Origin of the sequence: Pricia sp. (genome assembly GCF_041745955.1) — a bacterium.
Classification (GTDB): Bacteria; Bacteroidota; Bacteroidia; order Flavobacteriales; family Flavobacteriaceae; genus Pricia.
In genome coordinates, this window is sequence record NZ_JBGTHY010000046.1 from 1 (window position 1) to 4,199 (window position 4,199).

The window sequence follows — 4,199 nt, forward strand, 5'->3', positions numbered from 1 at the left end:
GACGTGGCGGTATTTCCCGGGGATGTTATCGTGGGTGACGATGATGGGGTCATGGTAATTCCGGCACATTTAGCAGACCAAGTGGCCGATGAAGCTAAAAAAATGGAATTGTATGAGCTGTATGTAGTAGAAAAGGTTGACGAGGGAAGTTCGATCATTGGGTTGTACCCCCTTACTTCAGACGACGTGAAATTGGATTTTGAAAAATGGAAAAAGAAAAAAGAATTGCAATAAGTGTAATCTGGATTTAATTTGAGTGTCCTTTTATTTTAAGCCCATCACCTCTGGTTTTATCTGATTGTATGTTTATAAGTCTTTGTTTTACTTTGGAAATATGATAGCGCATTGCAATTCGAGCGGCTTCCGGGTCCTGAACTTCAATGGCATTTAAAATATTTTGATGTTCTTTAAGGACTTGCTGTATGCGATCAGGCTGTTTTTGATTTCTAACATTTTCCCATGAGAAACTTTGTGTTATGGTCATTATTTTTCTCAATCCGAAGTGAAGGTTCTCTAGCAATGTTACAAAAATCTCATTGTTGGTTGCTCGTGCAATGCCTATATGAAATTCAAAATCCGAGGGAACGGATAAATTTGATTCATTGAAATCATTTTGCATATTTTGGAAGGCATCCTTAATAAATTTTAATTGTACGGTGGTTCGGCGGATTGCGGCCAGTGCGGAAGCTTCGGTCTCCAAAGCCATACGGGCTTCGTGGCTTTGTAATATAGCGGCAATGTCGTTTGCGGAAGCAAATGGTTTTAAATTGCCCAAAGAGCTGTGAAGAACAAAGGTGCCAATACCTTTTTTGGTTTTCACCAGTTCTTCCAATTGTAATTTCCTCAAGGCCTCGCGGACAATGGGCCGTGAAACAGAAAAGGATTTACACAGTTCGCTCTCGGAAGGAATTTTATCCCCCTCTTTAAGGGTGCCTGAAATAATCCAATCTAAAAGTTGTTCGTGAAGTTGCTCCGCAAGCTTTAACGTTTTTTTGGGCCTCAGCTTTTTCATTAATGCAGGATTTTCAATGTCAGGCCTAACTGATTTTTATCTAGCACAGTAAAATTTTTCCTAGAAATCATCGTAAATATAGGCCATATTTTGGAGTATCTATGATAATTTGATTCTTTCGTAAGTCCCCTCCCTAAGAAAATGAAGCTGATTTAGAAATCAATCATAAAGCGGTTGAACTAAGGTATAACACGGGCAATACTGCAAGGTGTGGAAGGTAGCTGTGGCCGGACCCTTCCGTTCTCGGCCGCTGGCCATATATTCTCTTTAACAAGAGGTCTTTTTCAAGGTAATGAAAACGCCACGTACATCCCTCCTTTTTCCTTTTTGATCCCTTGAACCCTATTATTGGAATCACTTGTTGCGATCACAACAAATTGTTTTCCGTCGATCTCATAGGTAATGGGGGTCGCCTTGCCATTTCCCGGTAAAGGATGCTCCCAGATCATTTCGCCGGTTTTTTTGTCAAATGCCCTTATCTTGGCATCTTGGGTAGCACCGATAAAAACGAGCCCCCCTGCGGTTACGATGGGCCCGCCAAGATTTGGGGTGCCTGTAACGGGAATTCCTCTTTTTGTCAATTCCTCATATTCCCCTAAGGGCACTCTCCAGAGATATTCTCCTGTATTCAAGTCCAAGGCATTAAGGGTTCCCCATGGGGGTTTGATTCCAGGATAGCCTTGGTCATCATAAACCTTGGTGTAAACGACCGGGGTGTATATGGGGACATAGGGAAAGTCATGGCCTTGTACCGTTGTTAGTTTTTGATCACTAGAAGCATGTACGTCATCTACTGGAACCGCTTGTTTATCACGATCAAAGACATACGTTGAAATGGCGTCCCGGTCTTCCTTTGGCAGATGTCGGAAAGAGGGCATACGTCCACTTCCATTTTTCAGGATATCTTCAAAACTGGATTTCGTTAGCCTGTCACCGAAATCCAAAAGGGCAGGTATATCTGCACTGTTACCTTTTCGATCTATCCCATGGCAAGCGGCACAATTGTTAATATATAAGGTATTGCCATAAGATACACTCTCCTTTAACTTTTCCGACACATTGGCCAATTGAATATTAGTGGGCACTTCATTCACATTTTGATAGAGAACGCCGTCGGGATCCGTTGCATTACCGCCCCAATTGGCCCCGCCACCTGTACCGATATACCAGAAACCTTCCTTGCTGTGAGGAATGTATTTTGAACCGTGTCGGGAACTTAAGAATTGTTTTTTCAACTTCTTGTAGGATTCCGGAAAGAGTAGGGAATCGGGTAAATCGGCCTCGGTAAGAATCTGTCTGGTCACCAAAGGTTCTGGCTTTAGCGGGAATTTCTGTGTAGGAAAGGGATGTTCCCCGGGTAAACCAACAAGGGGCACCGGCCTGTCTTCGACGGGGAAAACGGATTCCCCCGTATCTCGATTTAGAACGTACACTAATCCTTCCTTCGTAGTCTGTACCAACACATCCACGTTTTTTCCGTTGTGCTCTATGGTCAGCAAGTTTGGCGGGCAAGCTATATCCAAATCCCATAGGTCATGGTGGATCACTTGGTAATGCCAATTCAATTCGCCGGTGATGGCGTCAAGCGCTAAAATACAATTTGCGAACAGGTTTTTGCCCTTGCGGTCGCCCCCGTAGAAATCGAATGATGGTGATCCGGTGCCAAGGTAGACCGTAGCTCTTTTTTCGTCTAGGACCATTCCGGCCCAATTATTGGCTCCCCCTATTTTCTTGTACGCATCCTCGGGCCAAGTATCATAGCCATATTCCCCAGGTAGGGGAACGGTGTTGAAAACCCATAAAAGCTTGCCTGTTCGTACGTCGAAACCCCGGATACTGCCCGGCAGGCCATCGCCGCGTTCTGAAACGGTTGAGCCCATTACCAGAACATTTTCGTATATGACCCCCGGACTGGTGGCTGTAATGGAATACTTCCGAACATCAAACCTATCGTTTTCCAATCCCACATGAAAGTCTACCTTTCCATTTTCCCCAAAAGTTTTTATAGGTTTGCCCGTTTCGGCATCTATCGCGTACAGATCCGGTCCTGCAACATAAAGAATGCGTTTGGTACCACCATTTTCATCTTGCCAGTAGTTCAGCCCCCTATTGGTGCTTCTGTTTGGAGGTGTAAACTTCCAAAGCTCCTTTCCTGTTGCCGCATCCAAAGCGAAAAGCTGTGATTTTGTGCCGGCACCATAGAGTATTCCGTTTATCATTAAGGGGTGGCATTCTATCTTATTTAGCCTTTCCTCTGGTTCAGATGTAGATCGTGCATCATAAATCCAACTAATTTCCAATGTATTTACATTGTCCTTGGTGATTTCGTCCAAGGGAGAATAACGGTTTCCGGCAAGGTTTCCGCCATAGACCGGCCAATCGGTATTCGCCTTCGAAGTATCGGATGAAGACTCAGTACAACTTACCATAAACAGGCACAAAACGAGTAAGGATAGACAACCTTTCCAAATTGACATTTTTTCAAAGGGGCTATGGGCCATTAAGTGCATATTGAATTTAACCATGGGTATTTTCAGCTATTTTTGGGTGCCATTTCTAATATTATCTTTCAGGCATATAAGATGTTTTACCGGGTATTTTTGTTCGAATGCTCAAAAGGTAGGCGCCGTCGGTGACGTATAAGGTTTTTAGGTCTTTACCGCCGAACGTACAATTGGTAACCGTACCTTCCGGGGTCTTGGCATAGGCCAAAAGTTTTCCGTCCGGGGAAATGACATGAATACCGGGACGCGTATCAAGGGCTTCCGAAGTTCCACGTTCCGCATGCAGGCCTGCGGCCACATACAGGTTTCCTTTAACATCTATACACATGCCATCGCCACTTCTTCCCGGATAAAAATCAAAAAGCGTACGGGAATTGGAGATGGAACCGTCTTCGTGCAGGTCAAAAGCAAGAATTTTTCGGGCACGATCCGCATCGGGATGGGCCTCGATCAAATACAGGGTTTCTTGATCTGGGGAAACCACGATTCCATTGGGCATCTGGACTTCCGGTTCAGAAAGCAACTGATGTACGCTCCCATCCGTATCTCGAGCACGAGCAGATCGGGCTCACCGAGCAGCGCTCGGGCAATGAAGACCCGCTGCCGCTGACCGCCGGACAGTTCCAGGATGTGGCGATCGGTCAAGTCGCCGATGCCGAGGCGTTCCATCACGACCGACGCCG

The 4,199-nt window shown here is 45.2% G+C and carries 4 protein-coding genes and 1 pseudogene; 1 reads left to right on the plus strand and 4 read right to left on the minus strand.

The genetic code is table 11. The features are described from left to right. Positions 1-234 (plus strand): annotated as a pseudogene (locus ACEW8S_RS01575) (hypothetical protein); the annotation flags it as partial. 13 nt (positions 235-247) lie between these two features. Here ACEW8S_RS01575 and ACEW8S_RS01580 read toward each other — a convergent pair. From ACEW8S_RS01580 to ACEW8S_RS01595, 4 genes are all read right to left on the minus strand, one after another. Beyond that, on the minus strand, positions 248-1,012 hold the full coding sequence (locus ACEW8S_RS01580) for a FadR/GntR family transcriptional regulator (RefSeq protein ID WP_373516437.1): 765 nt from the start codon (positions 1,010-1,012) through the stop codon (positions 248-250). 284 nt (positions 1,013-1,296) lie between these two features. After that, positions 1,297-3,441: a PQQ-binding-like beta-propeller repeat protein gene (locus ACEW8S_RS01585; protein ID WP_373516438.1), complete on the minus strand. Its 2,145-nt coding sequence runs from the start codon at positions 3,439-3,441 to the stop codon at positions 1,297-1,299. Positions 3,442-3,574: 133 nt separating this feature from the next. Then, complete coding sequence (locus ACEW8S_RS01590) at positions 3,575-4,015, minus strand: SMP-30/gluconolactonase/LRE family protein (RefSeq protein ID WP_373516439.1); 441 nt, start codon at positions 4,013-4,015, stop codon at positions 3,575-3,577. Further along, positions 3,967-4,199 (minus strand): ATP-binding cassette domain-containing protein (locus ACEW8S_RS01595; RefSeq protein ID WP_373516440.1); only part of this gene is annotated, 233 nt, incomplete at its 5' end. The genes ACEW8S_RS01595 and ACEW8S_RS01590, both read right to left, overlap by 49 nt.